Origin of the sequence: Lysinibacillus piscis, from assembly GCF_026012395.1 — a bacterium.
Taxonomy (GTDB): domain Bacteria; phylum Bacillota; class Bacilli; order Bacillales_A; family Planococcaceae; genus Lysinibacillus; species Lysinibacillus piscis.
In genome coordinates, this window is sequence record NZ_BRZA01000001.1 from 375397 (window position 1) to 395409 (window position 20013).

Below are 20013 nucleotides of genomic sequence, written 5' to 3' on the forward strand. Positions count from 1 at the left end.
TGTGCCCCTTCCCTTTAAGGCTTCGGTGTAATCAACTTACCACCCTTATCATAGTAGCTGCCCTCTGGTAAATCTTCTTCATCTATTGGCATTGCGTCCTCATCAACATCTGCTAATCCATCACCATTTAAGTCAAGCGGTGGTGGTGTAACCGTTGTCTCTGAGGTTGCTGCTGGTGGTGGCTGTGACGATTTCAGCATAATACGATGTGCTGGTGCATAGTAATCTTTACTAATTAATTCGGGATCTACTCTATCTACTGTATAACGCATGACTGCTACACGTAATCCTGGGCTTCCTTCTTCTAGTACTTGCTGTTGACCAGAAGCTAGCTCCTTGGAATAGCGTGTAATAATGCGTGGTGCAATTTCATATTCACGTGTTACATGTATCGTCACCTTGTTTATTTGCTGTGGTGCATAGGCTTCTGCTTTAACCTGATCACCTTCAAGTGACATTTTTAATTTCATAGCATGCTCTGTCGTATTTAAAAATTTCAAATCATTTGAACCATCACGTGTAATAGCTGCCTCAACTCCTGCCTCTAAATACGATGGAATGCGATTTTGTGACACACGCTCATAAATATCACTATTTGTATGCAATGCAACACTATACAGCATGGAGGCGATAAAATTTAGTGCCTCATTATTTGCACTATTCACTTGCTCACCTAATGTTGCTACTAAAGAAAATGGTTGCTGTGGATAAAGAATTTGCCCATCAAGTGCCTTGATAAGATTGACTAAGCCCATTGTTCCCTCTGGTATTGGCTGAATTTCTAATGCAATTCGCTCATTATCTATCGTGCCTATATTAGCAATATCTGCCTCTATTTCATGTGATGCTAGATTAGCAGCCTGTTGTAGCGCTTTATCATATGTGCTATCCGTTACCCATGTTTGCACCTGTTCAATTTCTGCTTTCAATCCCCCATTGTCTGTTAACTGCAATGGTAGATGAACCGTACGCTCTGATTGCCAAAAGGCGTACCATGGTTTTTTCGTCATTGTTTCATAAGTAGCAATTGTTCCTTCGATATCATACTGAATAGCCGAAGCATTGAGCTGAATCATTGCACCTTCGCCTGATATAACAATTGGCTCGCTTGTCCAAACCGTCACAGCTTCTTGTAATGTTTGCTGTAACTGTTTTCTTGTTAATCCTTCAACCGTAATACCACCGATTGTCGATTGGCTGTTTTCTTGATCAGCATATGAAAAGTTGATTGGATACACAAAATATATCAAAACACCTAGTAAAATAATAAAAAACAAGACTTTTCTATTATTTATCAAACTCAACACCTCTACTTATATAACTGCTATTATAATATTTTTTACATAATTTACTCTTATTTACCTTTATGATACACTATCACATACACCCTGTATATACTATTTGACCTATCATTCACAAAAATTTCGAAATATTTTCTTATATAGTGACTATTTTATCATATTAATTATCGGTAAAAATATGAAACAATTAATAGTAAGACTATTATCACTAAAAAGTAATTAATTATGAGTCAAAATAAGAAAAGAACGTTAGATTTTGTATGATTCAATCTTTCTTATAAGTCCTATAGCATAGGTTAAAAGTCAAGGATTGAAATTTAATTAAACTGTTAAAATTTCTTTATGTTCTTTTTTTCAACTCATTTCTAAGCTACACTGAGTTTATCTATAGATATTACATATAATTCACTATGCCGTTCATCAACAGAAAGGGTAATATGATTCACTTAGTATAGGTAATATAACATAAAATTTATTATATCATTCAATTACACTATAACTAAATGCTCACCAAAAAATAAAGGAGGAATTCTTTTGCTAAAATTCATAAAAAATGATGATGGTCTATCTTTATTAGAAGTTGTAGTAGCCCTTTTACTTATCGGCATCATTTTAATTTCTTTTTTCGCTCTACTACTTCAGTCCAATAAAACAACACATAAATCAAATGTTATTATGGATGCAACTTATGTAGCACAGCAAGAAATGGAGAAAATTTATAATTTAGCAGGAAACGCCAGCACATATGAGCGCCTTGCATCAGGGTATACATTAGATGAAAACACAAGCAACCCTTATACTTCTTTACCTAATATCGATAAAACCTATACCTATTTACCACGTAAAGAAGAAAAATTTACTTATTACTTAACATTACAAACATTTTCCTCATTGACTTATAAAAATGCTGTCTATGTTCATCTGGAAGCCGTTGATAATCATTCAAATAGCAAAGCTACAATGGAAAATGTTTATATACTAGGAGGTGCAAAGTAATATGCGCCTATTACGCAATACCAGAGGTTTTACATTAGTAGAAGTGTTGGCGGTAGTTGTCATTCTTGCCATTGTAACGATGCTCAGCATTAGCCTTATCACCTCTGCCACTAAGCAACAAATCGCACAAAGTACACATAATCGGGATATTAAAGAGCTTTCTTATGCATTGAAGCTGATTACGAAGGATTTTAGAAAGAGCAATAAATTCACGGAGATTGTTGATGAAACATCAGAGCCTCCTATTACCTGGTATGTATTACAGCTAGATGATGTCGAACTAGCAGCCTATGCACTCGAAAACAATCAAATTATTCGTAGATTACCAACAGGACGAGAGGCAATTGCACTAAATATAAAGGATTTTGATATTAGTGGCTCATACTCCATCGTCATTGTTAGTCAAGATGGGCAAACTGCAACAGCAGATATAACATTAAGGAGTGGGACAAAATGATTCAACGTCTGAATAATCAAAGAGGCTCTGCCCTCGTTATGGCACTATTTTTAATCGTCGTCATCTCCATTCTTGGCGTATCCTTGCTCAGTGTTTCCTCAAATAGTCTCAAGCAGGTAGACTATGAGCGCACAGACCAAGCCGTATTCTATATTGCTGAGGCAGGAATGAGTTTAGCAAAATTAGAAGTGAAAGAACAGTTAGAGGTTATTCAAAAAAGCTCTTATCAGCAAATTACGAATTGGATTGCTGAGCAAAATAGCCAACGAAAAGCGAATAACAAGCCACGTTTAACAAAGGAAGAGGCAGAAGCGAAATATAGAACTATTTTAAATAGCGAATTTACCGCTTTCAATAATGCTAGTATTGTATCCAACTCACATGCAATTTCAGCAGGAAAAGTTGCTACGATTGCTGTAGATAGCATTTTACCTTTAGACAACGAGCCTTTAGTTTACAAAATAATACTAACATCTGAAGGTACTATCAATAGTGCGAAAGAACGCGAAGTAACACAAGAAATACAAATAGAGCCTCGCCTTTCTTTCGGTGATGATAGCGATAATGGAAATGGGGGCAACAATGAAGAAACACCAAGCGGTTTCCCTGAAGGCTATACAGCCATTGTTTCAGGAAATATAGCTGTATCAGGTGGTGGTACGATTACTGGTCATGCTAGCCTGCAAAAAGGAACCGTTACATTAAGTGGTGGGGCAAAGATTACAGGCAATATCAGTCTATCGGATGCAAGCAATGTTCATGCAGATCATTGGATTGACTATACAACTGTCCCAAAGCTGAATATTGACCCTACTAGTTACTTATCGCCAACCTTTTTCCCTGATGATAAATTTTCGAGTGTAACAGCAGTCAATCAGCTCCCAAACAAGAAAGTCACAGATGGCCATAATACGTTGAATATTATAGACAATGGCGATTTTAACGCTACAAATTGGCTAGCTAAAAATTATACGCTTGATTTAACCTCTACTGCCACAGATGTTAAATTTAAAAATTTCAAAGTATATGAAAATAATACGATAAATATCAACATTGGAGATAGAGAGATTAATTTATTTATCGATAAATTAGATTTACCACAAGCACATATTAAAATAATAGGCTCTGGTAAACTCAATTTATATGTTCAAAATTCTATTACACTAAAAGGCTCTTTAAATAGTGGTGGGAAGCCTGAACAAGTTAACGTATTCTATCAAGGCACTAGCCCATTACAATTCAATAATGAAACGCAAATTTATGGCTCCATCATCAATAACAGTGCTGCTATGACATTAACAGGTGGGGCTGGTCTTTACGGAAATATTGTGTCTGGTGGCAACACCTTAAATATCAGTGGTGGTGTACCAACAAATGGGCAATTCATTATCGCCCCCAATGCGAAGCTTAATTTAAAGGAAGGAGGAAAGATTACAGGAATCGTTGTGGCTAAAGATATTATTGCTGACGGAGGTACTAGCATTGTTTATGGTGGGCCTGCAACACCTCTTCCTCCTGGTGTTGGACCTGATAATGATTTCCCAGCTCCTGAGAAAGAAGATAACTTTTGGATTGATGAAACATCTATGGTAGAAAAATAGTGCATAAGCGACGATAAACAGCCCAATGAAACGTTCATTAGGCTGTTTTTCTATTCACGATATGCCTCAAACTACCTCGCTCGTTCTACCCTATCACTCATTTTCCCAAATGAAAAACGAATTCCTCTCTACTCAAGTAGGCAGATAAATAGACCATACTACTACATCTCTCATATGTTAAAAATGAAATACCATTTATCATTATAGGAGGTTATCACATGTTTCCACGAAGACATCGTCCTGCCAATAGAACACATTGCTGCCCGCCACAAATGATGCCAATGCAGATGGACCCACCTCAATTTGCACCAACAGAGCAATATGTCCGTACTAATTATATCCATACGGTTGTGCCACATGTACAGCCATCACATATTACGACAGTTAATAAACATATGATCGATCATCAATATTATTTTCCATGTACAGAGTCTGTTGTAAATGAATGTTGTGAACAGCATACAATGTGTGGCATGCCACCTAACCCTTGTCATCACAAACGTCATCATCCTATGGGACGTTAAATTAACAAAAGCGATAAGGCATGGTGCTGCGCCTTATCGCTCTCTTGAAATTAGTACATTTTTAAATATTGGTCACGTTCCCATTGATGAACTGTTGTACGGTACATATCAAACTCGATTTCTTTTGCCTCTTTAAAGTTTGCATAAATATGCTCACCTAGTGCCTCTTGTACGACTTTATCTTTCGCAAGTAATACTAACGCATCATCTAATGCTGCTGGTAAGTTGGCGATACCATTTTCTTGACGCTCTTCCTCTGACATCACGTAAATATTACGATTAATCGCAGGTGGTGGTGTTAATTGTCCACGAATACCTTCAAGACCAGCTTCTAAAATAACGGCCATTGCTAAATATGGATTGGCTGATGGGTCAACTGAGCGTACTTCCACACGAGTAGAAAGACCACGTGCTGATGGAATACGAATCAATGGTGAACGATTTTGTGCTGACCATGCAACATAACACGGTGCTTCATAGCCAGGAACAAGACGTTTATAAGAGTTTACAGTTGGATTTGTCACCGCTGTAAAGCCTTGTACGTGCTCTAAAATACCTGCCATAAATTGCATTGCTGTTTCAGATAAACCAAGCTCTGTTGATTCATCATAGAATGAATTTTCTTTACCTTTGAATAAAGAAACGTTGAAGTGCATACCTGATCCCGCTTCACCGAATAACGGTTTTGGCATAAATGTTGCATGTAAACCGTGCTTACGTGCGATTGTTTTTACAACTAACTTAAATGTTTGAATATTATCACAAGCTGTTACAGCATCTGCATATTTAAAATCAATTTCATGTTGCCCTGGTGCTACTTCGTGGTGAGATGCTTCAATTTCAAAGCCCATTTCCTCTAGCTCTAACACGATATCACGACGGCAGTTTTCACCAAGATCTGTTGGTGCTAAGTCGAAATAGCCGCCATTATCATTCACTTCTAATGTTGGCTCACCTTTTGCATCCAATTTGAATAAGAAAAATTCTGGCTCTGGCCCTAAGTTAAAGCTTGTGAAACCTAAGTCCTCCATCTTTTTCAATACACGTTTTAAATTGTTACGTGGGTCCCCTGCAAACGGTTCACCTTTCGCTGTGTATACATCACAAATAAAGCGAGCTACTGTCCCTTTTTCAGAAGTCCAAGGGAAGACAACGAAAGTATTTAAGTCAGGATATAAATACATATCAGATTCTTCGATACGTACAAAGCCTTCAATCGATGAGCCGTCAAACATCATTTTATTGTCCAATGCTTTATCTAATTGGCTAACAGGAATCTCAACATTTTTAATTGTGCCGAAAATATCCGTAAATTGTAAACGAATAAAGTTCACATTTTTTTCTTCGATTAAACGTTTAATATCCTCTTTTGTGTATTTTGCCACAGGTTCCACACTCCTATAAATAGTCTATATATTTGCTCGCTAATAAAAACGAGATAAATCCCCTTGCCGAATGGATGACTTCTTTAATCTTTGTGCTTGTCGCATTTCCTCACGCATGACACGACGTAGCTCTGAGTCACTCAAATCTTGTGCTTTTTTCGATGTTGCCGCATTTTTCTTAGCGAATAGCTGTTTGATCTTCGCCATCTTCATGCCCTGCTCTAAATAATCCTTCACTTCTAACAATATATCCACATCATTCAAAGAAAACATACGGCGATTTCCTTCTGTTCGATGTGGCTCTACTAATTGATGTTCTTCGTAGTAACGAATTTGCCTTGCTGAAAGCTCTGTCAACTGCATCACAATATTCATCGATAACAGTGGCATGGATCGTCTAATTTCTCGACTCATTTCAAGCCCTCCTATCCTATCGCTTTCCCTCCGTCTCGTTCAATTACTTGCTAATCATATACTGAATTTTTTGGACTGTCAATAAATCATGTAAGAAAACCTAACACCATATTTGACTATTTGTTGACATAGAAAAAACCACCCTAAAAAGAGTGGTTTTAAGAAATGATTTTCTCAACCTTTTATTCGGTGTTTTTTTATTTTCACTCAATATTTTCTACATTTAAACACTTAGTTTCACAGTAATAGCCTTTGCCACCAACATAAACTTTTTCTATTTCGTTTTTGCTATTGGTTGCTAATTTAACTAATATTTCGGAAGGCGAGTGTAAAGAATAACCTTGTTCAAATACATAGACTTCTTTTTGCAAGTAGTGATGTTCATAAAGGTAGCAAGCTAATGCACCGTTTGAAGTTCCAGTCGCTGCTTCTTCATTGATGTCGTATAGTGGAGCAAAATTTCTGCATATAATTCGATTGTCATTAAAAGTATATAGATGCATCCCGACAACATTATAATACTTGCTGATTTCTTTCATTTTTTCAAAATTAGGTTGCAGTGTATGTAATCGTGTTTCGCTTTTTATAGGAATTAAAATATCTTTTAAGCCCGTGGAAACAATTTGAATTGGGTATTTATTGTCTATAGTTTTACTATCAAAACAGTCGAGAAACTCGTTTGGAGATACAACATCATAGAATATCGGTTTGTTTTGTTCCATGAATATGGTGTCATCTTTTATGGTAATAGTAAGAACACCACTGTTCGTTTCAATCGTATAGCAATTCCTAAAAAGTTTATTTAAATGCATTAGTATCGCGAAAGAGCCAATTGTAGCATGACCACATAAATCAACTTCTTCTTTTGGTGTAAAATACTCAAATTTATAATCAGCAATTTCAGATTCTGATATAAATGCGGTTTCCGCATAGCCCAGTTGTTTGGCTATTGCCATTTTTTGAGTAGTGGTTAATGTATTCTCAATAAATACCACTCCTGCTTTATTTCCACCTCTATGATTCTTGCTAAATGCACTTGCAACATAAACGGATATGTTCATAAGACACCTTCCTCACTTATAGTAAATTGTAGCATAGAAAGCACTGCGTATAAATGTTGTTGGGCAAATTTGCTATAAAGCAAGAGACAAACTATTTTTTAGTATCTGAACTCTCCAAAAATAGTTTGTCTACACCTTAAAAAGAGTGGCTTTGTTGAATGGTTTGCACAGCACTACAAATGGCAAACTTTACATGCTCATAGGTTAAACCACCTTGAATAAACGCTGTAAAAGGTGGGCGAATCGGACCATCTGCTGTCAGTTCAATACTAGATCCTTGAATAAATGTCCCTGCTGCCATAATAACATCATCCTCATAGCCTGGCATGTAAGCTGGCTCTGGTGCAAAATGAGCATTGATAGGTGAGTTTGCTTGAATTTCACGGCAAAATGCAACCATTTGCTCTGCTGTTTGGAAGGATACCGACTGAATTAAATCGGTACGCACTGTATCGTAGCTTGGTGATGTGACCATACCAATCTCTTCAAGCATAGCTGCTGTGAAAACGGCTCCCTTTAAAGCCTGCGACACAACATGTGGTGCAAGGAAAAAACCTTGATAAAAATCACCCAGTGTATTTAAAGTTGCCCCCGCCTCTGCACCAATACCTGGAGAGGTCATACGATAGGCACATTTTTCAACTAAATCCGCACGTCCTGTAATATAACCACCAATTTTTGCCAAGCCACCACCAGGGTTTTTAATTAATGAGCCTGCCATCAAATCAGCACCTACTTCTGTTGGTTCCTGTGCCTCTACAAATTCACCATAACAATTATCAACAAAAATAATGGCATGTGGTGCTAATTCACGCACCTTTGTACACATTTCCTTGATTTCCGTAATGGTAAAAGAAGGGCGTGTGGCATAGCCTTTGGAGCGTTGGATAGCGACCATCTTTGTTTTCGAGGTAATCGCCTCCTCGACGCCCTGCCAATCGATTAGTCGATTGTCCAGCAAGTCTACATGACGATAACCAATGTGATAATCCTTCAATGAACCTGTATCTTTTTCTCCACCATCTACAATGGATTGTAGTGTATCATAAGGCTTTCCAGAAATATAAAGCAATTCATCACCAGGACGCAATACGCCGAATAAGCTAAGTGTAATGGCATGTGTACCTGAAATAATTTGAGGGCGTACGATGGCCGCTTCCGCACCAAAAACTTCGGCATAGACCCGCTCTAAATTATCACGCCCTTCATCATCATAGCCATAGCCATGTGAAGGGTGTAGATGATAATCACTTACTTGGTGCTTACGAAATGCCGCTAACACCTTTTGTTGATTGAGAAAAGCCATCGTTTCGATTTTCTGATGAAAAGGGCGCACCTTTTCCTCTATTGTTGTCGCTAATGCTAGCGTTTCGTCTGTTAAATTTGTTATAAAAGTCATCATTTACTCTCCATTTCACATAAGTTCCTTGTTCATCTTAACAATTTCTCTAGCTCTCTGCAAAATTTACTATTGTGTCTCATGGTAAGATGCGTTACGCTAATGTGCGGCTATATAACATATTAAATTGAGGTGAAGAAATGGCTTGGGAAGTTTTTAGTATTATTGGCACCATCGCCTTCGCTATTTCAGGGGCAATTATTGCAATGGAAGAAGAATACGATTTATTCGGTGTCTATATATTGGGTATTGTCACTGCATTTGGTGGAGGGGCAATTCGTAATTTATTAATAGGTTTACCTGTCACTACATTATGGGGACAGGATATGATGTTTCAAATTGCTTTATCAGCGATTACATTATTTTTCCTTTTTCCACATCGACTGATTCGGCATTGGCATCGCTGGGGCAATCTCACAGATGCGATTGGTTTATCCGCCTTCGCTATACAGGGCGCTTTGTATGCCGTCAAGCTTGATATGCCTGTAAGTGCCGTTGTAGTCGCTGCTGTCTTAACTGGCTCTGGTGGTGGGATTGTGCGTGATTTGCTCGCTCGACGTAAACCTGTTGTCTTACGTGATGAAATTTATGGTGTATGGGCAGCATTGGCAGGGCTTGTCATTGGCTTTGGCGTTGTAGCAGGCGATCTCTTTTTATATGTCTTATTTGTTGTCATAACAGTGTTACGCATTCTTTCTTACACATTCAAATGGCGCTTACCGTTTAGAAAGCTAAAGCAATCAACTGTCTAGCAGTTTGTAACAATGAAAAAAATCGCTTCGCACTAATGATGTGCGCAACGATTTTTTTCATACTCACTTGTCATGTATACGCAACTGCTGTAGCCTTTCTAACGTTAAATCAGTCAATGCCACAATCTCTTCATCTGTAAAGCCCTGTGCCATCATTTTTTGAGCAAATTCTATTATGGCTACTTCTTTACCTTGTTCTATTCCTTTCATTTTCGCATCATATAAATTAGCCTCTTCATCAATTACATATTTTAAACGAGATTGGTAAGCAATGATTGATTCAGGTGTCTGGCTCATTTCCTCCCATGCTGTAAAGGCTTGACGTAGGCTTTCATCATGCATTGCTAATTCCTCCAGTTCTACATAAATTTCATCATATATTTTATGTTTACGTGCATCTACCATCCCTAACAATAGCAACCATCTAACAAGCAGATCATCTACTGGATTTACTTGCTCATCGAACCATGCTTGTAAAAATTTCTTCATCTCAATAAAATGTATCTCTACTACATCATCTTGCGGGTCTAAGCGCTGTAATGTCGTATCCTCATATAAATGATAGGTGTTATGATAATGTAGTTGCTTCGGTAAAAGGGTATATTGACAAATAATAATTGTAACTGTTGGCATCAGTGTACTATAGCCTTGTCCTCTTTGCAATTGAGCATTATAAAGACTTGACCAATAAAACATGGTACGCTTCAGCATATTATCATGATTCGCAAGCTGTATTTCAATATTAATATATTCGTCTGCCTGCGTTTTGACCACAATATCTAACCGTGCTTGCTTATCTCCCTCGTACTCGCCACCCATTTCTTGATTTAAAAAGGTAATTTCCTTAATACTATCTCGTTTTGTACGCTGTAAAATAGCATTTAAAAAGACCACTGTAATATGCTTGTTACGTTCGCTACCAAATAATTGTTTAAATGCAAAATCGACCTTCAAATCCATTAGCTTTGACAACGGTATACGGCGCAATGCTTTTCTATTCATCGGTCATCTCCTTTTCTAAAAGTATAGCACATTCGTTCGGTGACATCCTAAAAAAATGTAGCATGCCAGAGATACCTCCAACATGCTACACTTGTTTTTTATTTAAACTCTAACTCTCCATCATAAGCCATCATACCACCCTCAAGGTTTGTCACATCAAAACCTTGCGCCTCTAAGTACATGCAAGCATTGGCTGAACGTCCACCCACTTTACAGACGATAATATAAGGCTTGGCTGTATCTAATTCCGCTAAACGCTCTGGAATGGTGCCAAGTGCGATATGTTGTGCACCTGGAATCATGCCTTGCGCTACCTCATCATCTTCACGCACATCGATAATATTTAAATCCTCGTTTGCATCTAGTAAAGCTAATAATTCTGTTGTATCCATTGTTTTCATTTATGACATCCTCCAATAATTAAACTCTTCTTTATTATATCAAAAGCTGTTCATTTGGCTCTAAAAAATAGATGTCCATTTTATTGCGGAAATAAGTGAGTTGTCTTTTCGCATAGCGACGAGAATTTTGCTTTAATGCCTCCACCGCTTCTGACAATGAACATTTACCATCTAAGTAATCATATAATTCCTTATAGCCAATCGCTTGAATGGACTGTACACCACGAATGTTTTGCTGCCATAAGCCCGTTACTTCTGCTAATAAGCCACTGTCCATCATCATATCCACTCGACGATTAATGCGATCATAGAGCTCCTCACGAGACATATTTTGTCCAAGCCCTAAAATCACATGGTTGTATAATGGTACCTGCCCCTGATTTTGAGCCTCTGCTGCTTTTGACACCCCACTTAGCTCCACCATCTCTAATGCACGAATGACCCGACGTGTATTATTTGGATGAATCGTCGCTGCTGTCTTTGGGTCAAGTGCCATTAATTTGGCATGCATTGCCTCTGGACCTAATTGAGCTAATTCTTCATAATAGGTTTGGCGTGCCTGCTCATCAACCTTTTCATCTGTAAAACGAAAATCATAGAGCACAGCCTGTACATATAAGCCAGAGCCGCCAACAATAATCGGTAGCTTGCCACGCTGTCTAATTTCCGCCATTTTCTCACGTACTAATACTTGATAATCCGCTACAGAAAACGACTCGGTAGGCTCCTTAAAGCTCAATAAATGATGTGGCACACCTTGCATTTCTTCCTGTGTAATTTTCGCCGTGCCAATATCCAAGCCTTTATAAATTTGCATGGAGTCGCCATTAATAATTTCACCATTAAGTTTTTTCGCTAGCTCAATGCTTAACGCTGTTTTTCCTGAGGCAGTTGGTCCAACAATTGCAACGACCTCTGCCTGCTGAAGTTTAGTTTGTATCATATTTTTCTAACCACCGTAATACGCTCTTGTAAACATCTTCTCGGTTCGCCTCATTTAAAATTTCATGACGCTTTTTCTCTACTAAATAAACCGTGACATCCGCAATACCCGCTTTTCTATATTGCGTTGCCACTGCGTAAATGCCCTTTCCTTGCTCACCTACTGGATCATCGCCACCACTAATCAATAAAATCGGCAAATCTTTACGCACCTTAGCGATTTCTTTTTTACGATTAAGCATTGTCAAGCCTGATGTTAAATCCGCAAAAAATTGATTGCTTGGGATAAAGCCACAGTAGGGATCATCGATATACTTTTGCACTTCTGCTTCCTCTGTACTGAGCCAATCAAATTCTGTTTTAACAGGTGCAAATTGCTTATTAAAACCACCAAAGCTCATTTTATTCATAAACTCACTCGGCGTCTCTTTGCCAAATTGCTTCGCTAATGCTTTCGCAATAAAGCTACCTGTGATATGCAACGGCCTCACATTTCCTGTACCACATAAAATAACTTGTGCCACCTGCTCACCGTAGCGTTGGATATACCTTCTCGTAATAAATGAACCCATGCTATGACCAAATAAAATCAGTGGCACATCTGCAAAAGGTGCATGAAGTGATTCCACCACTTCATGGACATCCTCCACTACACGCTCAAAGCCATTATGCTCTGCAAAAAAGCCAAGCATGCCATTATAAGCAGCCGTTTCTCCGTGCCCTCGATGGTCATGCATTGTCACCGCATAGCCCGCTGCCGCCAATGCATTGGCAAAATGTAAATAACGACCACTATGCTCTGCCATACCATGTAAAATATGAATATGACCAATACATGGTGTATTTGGCTGTATTGTACGTGTAAAGATAAATTGACCATCAGACATCTTAATATAGCGTTCCATCAACATCTCTCCTTCATTACATTACTCGTTTAAACATTTTTTCCACTTCATATGTCGTGAAATGAATCAGTACAGGGCGTCCATGTGGGCATGTAAATGGGTTATCTGCTAATCTCAAGTCCTGTAACAAAGCCTCCATTTGCTCTTTTGTCAAATAATGATTGGCTTTAATGGATTTTTTACAGCTCATCATAATCGCCGCTGCCTCACGTAATTTTTTGATATCTGCCTTTTTCGTTGTCAGCACCTGTTCAATTAAATCTTCAATAATTTCCTGCTCTTCTCCATGTGGGAACCAGCTTGGATGCTCTCTCACTACAAAGGAAGATTGCCCAAATTCCTCTAAAAACACACCAACATCCACTAATGCCTGTCGATTTTCACGCAAAATCAATGCTTCATCCGCCGCATAATGGAATGTTAGTGGCAATAATAAAGCTTGTCGTTCATTAGCATCCACCTGCCCCACTTTTTCACGGAAAAACTCATATTTGATGCGCTCCTGTGCTGCATGCTGGTCAATTAAATAAAAGCCATCCTCCATTTGTGCGACAATATAGGTGCCATGAATTTGCCCGACAACCTCCAGTGCAGGAAATGGCTCTTTTTCTTGTACTGTTTCAACAACGGGTTCAGGCTGCCAGCTATCCACTACAGGTGTTGGCTCTACCCAACTTTCCATAGGCGCCTGCTCTTCCTTCACCGTTTGGACATCATATAATTTTTCCACAATCGCATTCATTTTTTCTACATCTAATTTAGGTGCTGGCTTCCACATATTTAATTGCTCTGTCGCTGGTTTATCCATCTTTTCTTTTTTCTCAATTTGCGGTACTCGAATGATTTGGCGAATGCTTGCCCGAATCGTATCCTCTACAAGTTGGAGTAATTCGGGCTCTTTACTTAAACGAATTTGATGTTTCGCAGGATGCACATTAACATCTGTTAAATACGGGTCCCCCTCAATAAAGATGGCGACAATCGGAAAGCGTTCAATCGGTAAATACGTATGATAGGCATCCACAATCGCCTTTTGTATTAAATAATGCTTCACCCAACGACCATTGACAAATAACGACATATAATTTTTAGAAGCACGTGTGATTTCAGGTAAGGAGGCATAGCCAAAAATGCGATAATCCTGCGATGTTCCTTCAAAAGCAATCATTTTCTTCGCATTATGCACACCATAAATAGCCGCTAACACTTGCTGTACATCGCCTCGCCCATTCGTTTGCAACAGCTGCTGTCCATTATGAAGCACTCGAAACGCAATGGTTGGGTTCCCTAATGCCAGACGGTTCATTAAGTCAATTGTATGCCCTAGCTCCGTTTGAATCGTTTTCATATATTTTAAACGAGCAGGCGTATTGAAAAAAAGCTGCGCAATGGTGATATCTGTACCTTTACGAAGTGCTCCTGGTTTATGTGTCACAACATGTCCACCTTCAAGCTCTAAATATGTGCCCGATTCTCCATTGGATGTAATCAATGTCATTTTCGAGACAGCCGCAATGGAAGCAAGTGCCTCACCACGAAAGCCTAAAGTACGAATACGAAATAAATCGTGCTCCTGATGAATTTTACTTGTAGCATGACGTGAAAAGGCAATTAACGCATCCTCTTCATCCATTCCACTGCCATTATCAATGACCTGAATAGAAGTAAGCCCTGCTTCTACTAAAAATACATCAATGGACGTACTGCCCGCATCAATCGCATTTTCTACAAGTTCCTTGACAACAGAGGCGGGTCTTTCCACTACTTCTCCTGCTGCAATTTTATTGGATAGCCACTCGTCCATAATATGGATTTTGCCCATAACGCATCACCCCTTTTTAGCATTTATTAATTGTTGCTGTAATTCATACAATAAATTCATTGCCTGCATTGGTGACGTGCTTAAAATCGAAATGTTCTCTAGATTTTTCAATACGTCCGCTTCTGCTGGAGATAGTGGCTCTTCCTCTGCAAAGAGCGACATTTGCATCGGCTGTGGAGATGATTCCTGTACAACTGCGACCACCTCATCTGCCTCAAAATGCGCTAACAATACATTGGCTCTTGTTAAAATTTCCTCTGGCAGTTGTGCTAACTGTGCTACATGAATGCCGTACGATTTATCTGCTGCACCTTTTTTTACTTTATGTAAAAATACCACCGTCCCATTTTTTTCAGTTGCCGAAACATGCACATTTTGCAAGCGAGGTAAGTCTTGTTCCAATGCCGTTAACTCATGATAATGTGTAGAAAATAACGTATTCGCACCTATTTTATCATGAATATACTCCATCATTGCCTGTGCAAGACTCATCCCGTCATAGGTTGAAGTACCACGTCCAATTTCATCAAACAGCATTAAGCTATTTTGCGTTGCGTGTGTAATCGCATATTGAGACTCTAGCATTTCTACCATAAATGTCGATTGCCCTGCCGCTAAATCATCCGCTGCACCAATACGTGTAAAAATTTGATCTGTAATCGGCAATCTTGCTCTTTCAGCAGGCACATAACAACCCATTTGTGCCATGACTACAATTAATGCCACCTGACGCATATATGTACTTTTCCCCGACATATTCGGCCCTGTAATCAGCATCATATTCCGATTTTCTTCTAGTACACAATCATTCGGTACATACATCTGCTTATTCAGCATTTTCTCTACGACAGGATGGCGACCTTCGATAATCTCTAATGCACGTCCTTCATGGAATTCAGGCTTTGTAAAACGATATTTTTCCGACACACTCGCAAAGCTTAGTAAGACATCCAGCTCACTAATTTTCGCAGCCAATGCTTGTACACGTGGAATAAAGGCTTTTAATGTTTCCCGTATTTCAACGAACAAATTGTATTCTAATGCTAGACTTTCTTCCTCTGCATTTAAAATTAGTGCCTCTTTTTCCTTTAATTCCTGTGTAATATAGCGCTCTGCATTGGCTAGTGTTTGCTTGCGCTCATAGCGTGTTAAATCCGCTAAATGAATATTCGATTTTGTAATTTCAATATAATAACCAAAAATGCGATTATAGCCAATTTTTAAATTTTTAATACCTGTTTTTGCTCGTTCCTCTTGCTCAAGCTGTGCAATCCAGTCCTTGCCATTACGTGCTGCATAGCGTAGTTCATCTAGGCGTTCATGGTACCCATCACGCATCACATCGCCCTCTTTAATTGTGATTGGTGGATGGTCTGTAATCGCACGGGCTAGCAATGCTTCTACATCTTCACAGGCATCCAGTGCTTCACCTAGCTTTTGCAACGTCGCCTGTTCAGCATTCATTAATTGCCGTTGAATCATCGGCACTTGTCTTAAGGAGTCACGAAGCTGTGCTAAATCACGTCCACCTACATTACCGAAAGCAACACGCCCTGCTAAACGCTCCAAATCATAAACTTGCTTTAATAAAGCTTGTAGCTCTGTACGTACAAAGTAGGCTTCCAATAAATCTGTCACAATCGCTAATCGTGCGTCAATGGCTGTACGTGTGGCAAGTGGCTGATGTAGCCATTGCTTTAATTTACGTCCACCCATTGCTGTCACAGTATCATCTAATAGCCACAGTAATGTGCCTTTTTGGTCGCCCCCACGGATCGATTGAATCAATTCCAAGTTGCGCTTTGAGCTAGAGTCAATGCGTAAATAATGCTGTGCTTCATTATAAGTAAAGGTTTGAATATGTGATAAAGAACGCATTTGTGTGCGGTCAATATAAGCAAGTAAACGCAAACAAGCACTTTGCAACTCCTGTGGCACAGTCTGTACATAGCTTACCCCTGTATCTAATGGCATTTCATTGCCTTCTACAGATAAAATAATGCCAACATTTGCTGCTTGTTCCGCAAGCACTAGCTGTAATGGCTCTGGCACGATTAACTCTCTCATACCATATGCCTGCATTTGCATCAGTAATGCTCGACCATCCCCTTCAATAAAGGAGGCGATGGCTTCTCCTGTAGATACATCTAAATAAGCATAGCCAAATGTACGGTCATTTAGCTGCTCGACAGCGCCGATATAATGGTTGGACTTACCATCGATTGTCTTGCCTTCCATAATCGTTCCTGGTGTAATTAACTGTACAACCTCACGCTTCACCATGCCCTTTGCTTGCTTTGCATCTTCTACTTGCTCGCAAATCGCTACCTTATAGCCTTTTTGCACAAGTGTTTCAATATAATTTTTAGCTGAATGATGTGGGACACCACACATAGGGATGTTGCCACCATCACGGCTTGTTAACGTAATTTCTAGTATTTGTGAGGCATTGATGGCATCCTCAAAAAACATTTCATAAAAATCACCTAATCTAAAAAAGACAAAGGCATCCTTATAATCCTCTTTAATTAGTAAATATTGTTGCATCATTGGTGTGTATGTTGTCATGCTCTTACTCCCTTACACTATCTAGATATTTTCATTATAACAAAAAATACATACGAAACGCTTCATTCATCCTTTGTCAGATGCTAGCATTTCGCATGTATCCAAATCGTCTGTTTATCTTGGTCGTTCATCAGGAAACGATGAGGACTCTAGTACAAACCTTCCTTCTCCACCCGAACTAGACGAAGAGCTTGAACTCGAGCTAGATGAAGAAGAACTTTCATCATTGAAGCTCCATTCTTCCTCAAAATCTAATGGATGGACACTAATACAAATCGTTGTTTCTCCTACCACTTCTACTACTACTTCTCGCTCTACGACAATTTCAAATTTCGTACCACATGGTGAAATAATCGCCTCTATGCAGTTCGGCTCTTGCACCACCCGTACACGTACATCGTCACCAACACTAATTTCGCCTTCTCTAAAGTGTAGCTTTATTTTATCCTTATAGTGCACCGTCTCTGAAAATACAGCCGTTTTTGAATGGTTGCTATAAGCATACCAAACGTTCACATCAAACTTCCCAGTTACCTCAACAAACTTCCCTACTTTTTTGGCTGAGCATGTATGATTGATGACCCAGCAACCTAAAATACTTGTTGGCTTATTTGTCGGACATAATGTTACCCGTTCTTCCGTTCTTTTTTTCCCCTTGGCAACGACTGCTTTCGTCACGATTTGTCGTAAACGTTTCAGCGTAACTCCTCCTTCGACTCTTTTCACTCCATCATATGCAGGAAGTGCCTATTGGGTGAACATGTATTTCAAAGGATTTCTACGCCTCTTCTTATTCAATCGATAAAAAATGATGTGATGATTCGTGGAATAATGCAACAAACGCATCGACAATTTGTGGATCAAAATGCTTGCCACGTTGCTGTTCAATTTCCGCCAATGTTGCCTCTGGTGACCATGGCTCTTTATAGGGACGTGCATGTGTTAACGCATCGTAAAAATCAGCTAAAGCCACAATACGCGCTTCAATCGGAATTTCTTCTCCCTGTAGTCCATTTGGATACCCTGTACCATCCCATTTTTCATGGTGAGAGACAGCAATGATCCCTGCCATTTTCAATGTAGAAAATACACTACCAGCCAAAATATCAGCACCAATTGACGTATGTGTTTTCATGCGCTCAAATTCATGTGGTTCAAATCTACCTGGCTTTAATAATATTTCATCAGGTATACCGATTTTACCGATATCATGTAAAGGAGCAGCTACACGAATAAGCTCCACTCGTTCCTCTGGCAAACCAAGGCGTTCAGCCAATAACCCCGATAGCCAGCCCACTCGCTGTGTATGCTCTCCTGTCATATCATCACGATATTCTGATGCTCGTGCAAGCAAATCCAGTATTTCATTTTTTGCTCGCTGTAACTCCATCGTCCGTTGCTGCACTTTTTCCTCTAACATATGATTTTGCTGTTGCAATTGCTTATGAAGAAGGCGTGTTTGCAATAAATTTGTCATCCTTAATACCACTTCTATACGATCATATGGCTTCGTCAAAAAATCATTAATCCCTGACTGAAATGCCTGCTTCTTTACCTCTGCAGTTAAATCAGCTGTCAACATAAGCACTGGTAAAGAATAATCCCGCTCACGAATTAAATTCAACACTTCCAAGCCATCCATACCTGGCATATGTAAATCCAACAAGACCATATCTGGTTCCACTTCATTTAATAGTTGCTCCACTTGAAGGGAATCCATCGTACTATATAAATGATTAAATCCCGCACGTCCTAAAATACGCTCTAACAAACTTACATTGTATTCTTGGTCATCCACAATTAATATTTTGGCTTGTTTTATTTCTTCCATCGTTCGTTCTCCATTCATGTTCCCCGTCATCACGAGCAGTATCAATTATACCCTAGCGTAATTGCATCTGGATTTTGGCAAGCCTGCTGGAAAAAGCTCCTCGTTACAATCCATGATATCTGCCAAGGTTTTTATTTTGGTTCAGGGAATTCCATTTTTTTCACCTGACGCTACGCTTTCGCACAGAAAAATGTTTGTATGGAAAGCATAGTACAACTTAGTGTCAGATATAGAAAGACATTTGTTAAACCAAGATAAACATTATCGTTCTAATGCTGCATTCATTTTTTCAAGTAAACGCTCCAAAACAATGGGTTTCGTATCAAAATCATCACAGCCAGCTTGGTACGCCTCTGCCTCATCACTTGCCATTGCATGAGCAGTTAACACAATAATCGGAATGTGCTTCGTTGTATCCATTGCTTTGAGCTGACGAGTTGCCTCCCAACCATCTACTACAGGCAGGCTTAAATCCATTAAAATTAAATCAGGCTGCTGCTCGATGGCTAAATCAATGCCCTTTTGTCCATCTTCCGCCACTATCACGAAAAAACCTTTGCGTGTCAGTCTGCGAGATAGCATATCACGATTCATTTCATTATCTTCAACAAGAAGAATATTCGGCATCATCCATCGACTCCTTCTACTTGAA

Annotated in this window: 19 protein-coding genes; 5 read left to right on the forward strand and 14 right to left on the reverse strand. The window is 39.1% G+C overall.

Translation table 11 applies throughout. From position 1 onward, the window contains the following. Positions 1 to 14 precede the first annotated feature (14 nt). A complete protein-coding gene (locus tag OPF91_RS01975; protein ID WP_264986998.1) occupies positions 15 to 1238 on the reverse strand; it encodes a VanW family protein in 1224 nt (407 codons plus the stop codon). Between the two features lie 597 nt (positions 1239 to 1835). On the opposite strand from OPF91_RS01975, the gene OPF91_RS01980 reads away from it, so the two are divergent. From OPF91_RS01980 to OPF91_RS01995, 4 genes are all read left to right on the forward strand, one after another. Then, entirely contained in the window at positions 1836 to 2297 is a 462-nt protein-coding gene (locus tag OPF91_RS01980) for a prepilin-type N-terminal cleavage/methylation domain-containing protein (RefSeq protein WP_264986999.1), read from the forward strand. 1 nt (position 2298) lies between these two features. Beyond that, a complete protein-coding gene (locus OPF91_RS01985; protein ID WP_264987000.1) occupies positions 2299 to 2754 on the forward strand; it encodes a PulJ/GspJ family protein in 456 nt (151 codons plus the stop codon). Beyond that, positions 2751 to 4355: a pilus assembly PilX N-terminal domain-containing protein gene (locus OPF91_RS01990; protein ID WP_264987001.1), complete on the forward strand. Its 1605-nt coding sequence runs from the start codon at positions 2751 to 2753 to the stop codon at positions 4353 to 4355. The genes OPF91_RS01985 and OPF91_RS01990 overlap by 4 nt, the downstream gene beginning before the upstream one ends. Before the next feature lie 218 nt (positions 4356 to 4573). Further along, entirely contained in the window at positions 4574 to 4879 is a 306-nt protein-coding gene (locus OPF91_RS01995) for a CotD family spore coat protein (RefSeq protein WP_264987002.1), read from the forward strand. Positions 4880 to 4929: 50 nt separating this feature from the next. On the opposite strand, the gene glnA is transcribed toward OPF91_RS01995, so the two are convergent. From glnA to OPF91_RS02015, 4 genes are all read right to left on the reverse strand, one after another. Then, positions 4930 to 6264: a type I glutamate--ammonia ligase gene (gene glnA / locus OPF91_RS02000; RefSeq protein WP_264987003.1), complete on the reverse strand. Its 1335-nt coding sequence runs from the start codon at positions 6262 to 6264 to the stop codon at positions 4930 to 4932. 39 nt (positions 6265 to 6303) lie between these two features. Continuing rightward, the gene (locus OPF91_RS02005; protein WP_264987004.1) at positions 6304 to 6678 is read right to left on the reverse strand and encodes a MerR family transcriptional regulator; all 375 of its coding nucleotides are present in this window, start codon (positions 6676 to 6678) and stop codon (positions 6304 to 6306) included. A gap of 203 nt (positions 6679 to 6881) precedes the next feature. Next, positions 6882 to 7739, reverse strand: a complete 858-nt coding sequence (locus OPF91_RS02010) for a PhzF family phenazine biosynthesis protein (protein WP_264987005.1) — start codon at positions 7737 to 7739, stop codon at positions 6882 to 6884. Positions 7740 to 7875: 136 nt separating this feature from the next. Then, on the reverse strand, positions 7876 to 9138 hold the full coding sequence (locus tag OPF91_RS02015) for a methionine gamma-lyase family protein (RefSeq protein ID WP_264987006.1): 1263 nt from the start codon (positions 9136 to 9138) through the stop codon (positions 7876 to 7878). A gap of 140 nt (positions 9139 to 9278) precedes the next feature. Between OPF91_RS02015 and OPF91_RS02020 the strand changes: the two genes are divergently transcribed. Beyond that, a complete protein-coding gene (locus OPF91_RS02020; protein WP_264987007.1) occupies positions 9279 to 9890 on the forward strand; it encodes a trimeric intracellular cation channel family protein in 612 nt (203 codons plus the stop codon). Between the two features lie 63 nt (positions 9891 to 9953). Here OPF91_RS02020 and OPF91_RS02025 read toward each other — a convergent pair whose 3' ends face one another. The 9 genes from OPF91_RS02025 to OPF91_RS02065 form a co-directional block, all read right to left on the reverse strand. Next, positions 9954 to 10892, reverse strand: a complete 939-nt coding sequence (locus tag OPF91_RS02025; RefSeq protein ID WP_264987008.1) for an Rpn family recombination-promoting nuclease/putative transposase — start codon at positions 10890 to 10892, stop codon at positions 9954 to 9956. A gap of 98 nt (positions 10893 to 10990) precedes the next feature. Beyond that, positions 10991 to 11293 (reverse strand): rhodanese-like domain-containing protein, encoded by a 303-nt coding sequence (locus tag OPF91_RS02030; RefSeq protein ID WP_264987009.1) that lies wholly within the window; start codon positions 11291 to 11293, stop codon positions 10991 to 10993. 34 nt (positions 11294 to 11327) lie between these two features. Beyond that, complete coding sequence (gene miaA / locus OPF91_RS02035) at positions 11328 to 12236, reverse strand: tRNA (adenosine(37)-N6)-dimethylallyltransferase MiaA (protein WP_264987010.1); 909 nt, start codon at positions 12234 to 12236, stop codon at positions 11328 to 11330. Then, a complete protein-coding gene (locus OPF91_RS02040; protein WP_264987011.1) occupies positions 12223 to 13140 on the reverse strand; it encodes an alpha/beta fold hydrolase in 918 nt (305 codons plus the stop codon). The genes miaA and OPF91_RS02040 overlap by 14 nt, the downstream gene beginning before the upstream one ends. 16 nt (positions 13141 to 13156) lie before the next feature. Next, entirely contained in the window at positions 13157 to 14962 is a 1806-nt protein-coding gene (gene mutL, locus OPF91_RS02045; RefSeq protein ID WP_264987012.1) for a DNA mismatch repair endonuclease MutL, read from the reverse strand. Between the two features lie 6 nt (positions 14963 to 14968). Continuing rightward, on the reverse strand, positions 14969 to 17530 hold the full coding sequence (gene mutS / locus OPF91_RS02050; RefSeq protein ID WP_264987013.1) for a DNA mismatch repair protein MutS: 2562 nt from the start codon (positions 17528 to 17530) through the stop codon (positions 14969 to 14971). 114 nt (positions 17531 to 17644) lie between these two features. Further along, on the reverse strand, positions 17645 to 18256 hold the full coding sequence (gene cotE, locus OPF91_RS02055; protein ID WP_264987014.1) for an outer spore coat protein CotE: 612 nt from the start codon (positions 18254 to 18256) through the stop codon (positions 17645 to 17647). Positions 18257 to 18320: 64 nt separating this feature from the next. Continuing rightward, a complete protein-coding gene (locus OPF91_RS02060; protein ID WP_264987015.1) occupies positions 18321 to 19361 on the reverse strand; it encodes an HD domain-containing phosphohydrolase in 1041 nt (346 codons plus the stop codon). A 261-nt stretch (positions 19362 to 19622) separates the two neighbouring features. Continuing rightward, positions 19623 to 19991: a response regulator gene (locus OPF91_RS02065; RefSeq protein ID WP_264987016.1), complete on the reverse strand. Its 369-nt coding sequence runs from the start codon at positions 19989 to 19991 to the stop codon at positions 19623 to 19625. Positions 19992 to 20013: the final 22 nt, after the last annotated feature.